This window comes from Cumulibacter manganitolerans (assembly GCF_009602465.1).
Taxonomy (GTDB): Bacteria; Actinomycetota; Actinomycetes; order Mycobacteriales; family Antricoccaceae; genus Cumulibacter; species Cumulibacter manganitolerans.
In genome coordinates, this window is record NZ_WBKP01000122.1 from 1 (window position 1) to 1,347 (window position 1,347).

The following is a 1,347-nucleotide window of genomic DNA, read 5'->3' on the forward strand; positions in this document are numbered from 1 at the left end:
CTGCGGATGATGCGCCCGGCCACGGCAAAGACTCGGAAACGTAGCCGTTTGGGTTCCCAGCGGCGAGCCGGGTGCTCGGTGGGGAACGCGAGGGTCTGCATCCAGGCGAGCAGGTCGGCAGCGAGAGCGACGACCTCGAGCCAGATCCTGTTCTTGGCGTACTCGCGGAAGGGCAGGTTCTGCAGCCCGGCGTCTTTCAGGGCGCGGATGCGGTCCTCGCAGCGGGCGCGTTGGCGGTGCCTGACCTCCAGCATCGGCAGGCTCCAGCCGCGACCGGTGGTGTTGGTGGCGAAACACGTGACCCGCCAGCCGTTGTGGTCGGTCAGGCGCAGCTGCGCGCCGGGGTGGGGCCGTTCACGGCGGGCGATCACTCGCATTCCGGCTGGCCATTGCTTCGGGCCCGGCCCGGGATGCGCGGTCGTGAATGATGGGCGCCGGCATCCACGAGGTGAGCTCGGCGACCTGGGCATCGGCACGCGGCTGCCCGTCGCCGTCGATCGCCGCCCGCCAGGCTTGCTCGGGGATCACCGCGATCGCGGACGCGACGGTGTCTTGGGCGGTGAACCCGATCGAGTACTCCAGGCCCAGATCGGTGATGTGGTGCAGGAACACCTTCGAGCAGGCGCCGGTGTCGGCACGGACCAGCACCTGCGCCTGCTCGCCGTCGGGGAGCTGGGTCAGGGCGTGATCCAGCGTGGTGATGTGATCGGCGCTTATCCACGGCGAGGCCTTCCCCGGCCGCAGGTCCAACGCCAGTGGTTCGCCGGTGCCGTGCTCGCCGTGGTCGACAAAGCTGCACATCGGCGCGAACCCGAACCCGCGTTTGAAGGTGGGCTGCGCGCCTTCCTTCTCCGAATGCGCGCTCACCAGCGTGGCATCGATGTCGACGATCACCTGGCCACCGGTCCGCGTGCCGGGCACGCCGCCCAACGGCCGGCGTCGGGACCACACGACCGCGCGGGCATCCGCGCGGGCGGCCCGGATCGCGCTCACCGCGGCATCAACATCACCGGCTAGCGCAGCGAACACGCGAGAGACCGTCGGGTCGGAGGCGACCGTTCCGAACACCCCGGGCTGAGCCCGCAGCGCCGCGACGTCTGCCAGGCAGTCACCACCGAGCGCGACCGCGGTGGCGACATCGAGCAGGACCGTGCCCGGATCGTGGATCGCTCGCGGCGCGCGCCACGGCGCAAGCGCCCGAGACAGGCAACGATCCAGACCGGCGACCCGCAGCACTTCCTTGATCAGCAGTGCTCCGGAGGAGGAAATCAGCGACTCGCGGACGGGATCAAGGACCAGATTCGGAACACGGCTACGCTTCACCTACGGAGTGCCTCTCTGCGTGAT

General features: G+C 69.8%; 1 pseudogene. It reads right to left on the reverse strand.

Annotated elements, in window-relative coordinates:
* A pseudogene (locus F8A92_RS18420) lies at positions 1-1,323 on the reverse strand (IS1380 family transposase); the annotation flags it as partial.
* Between the last annotated feature and the right edge of the window lie 24 nt (positions 1,324-1,347).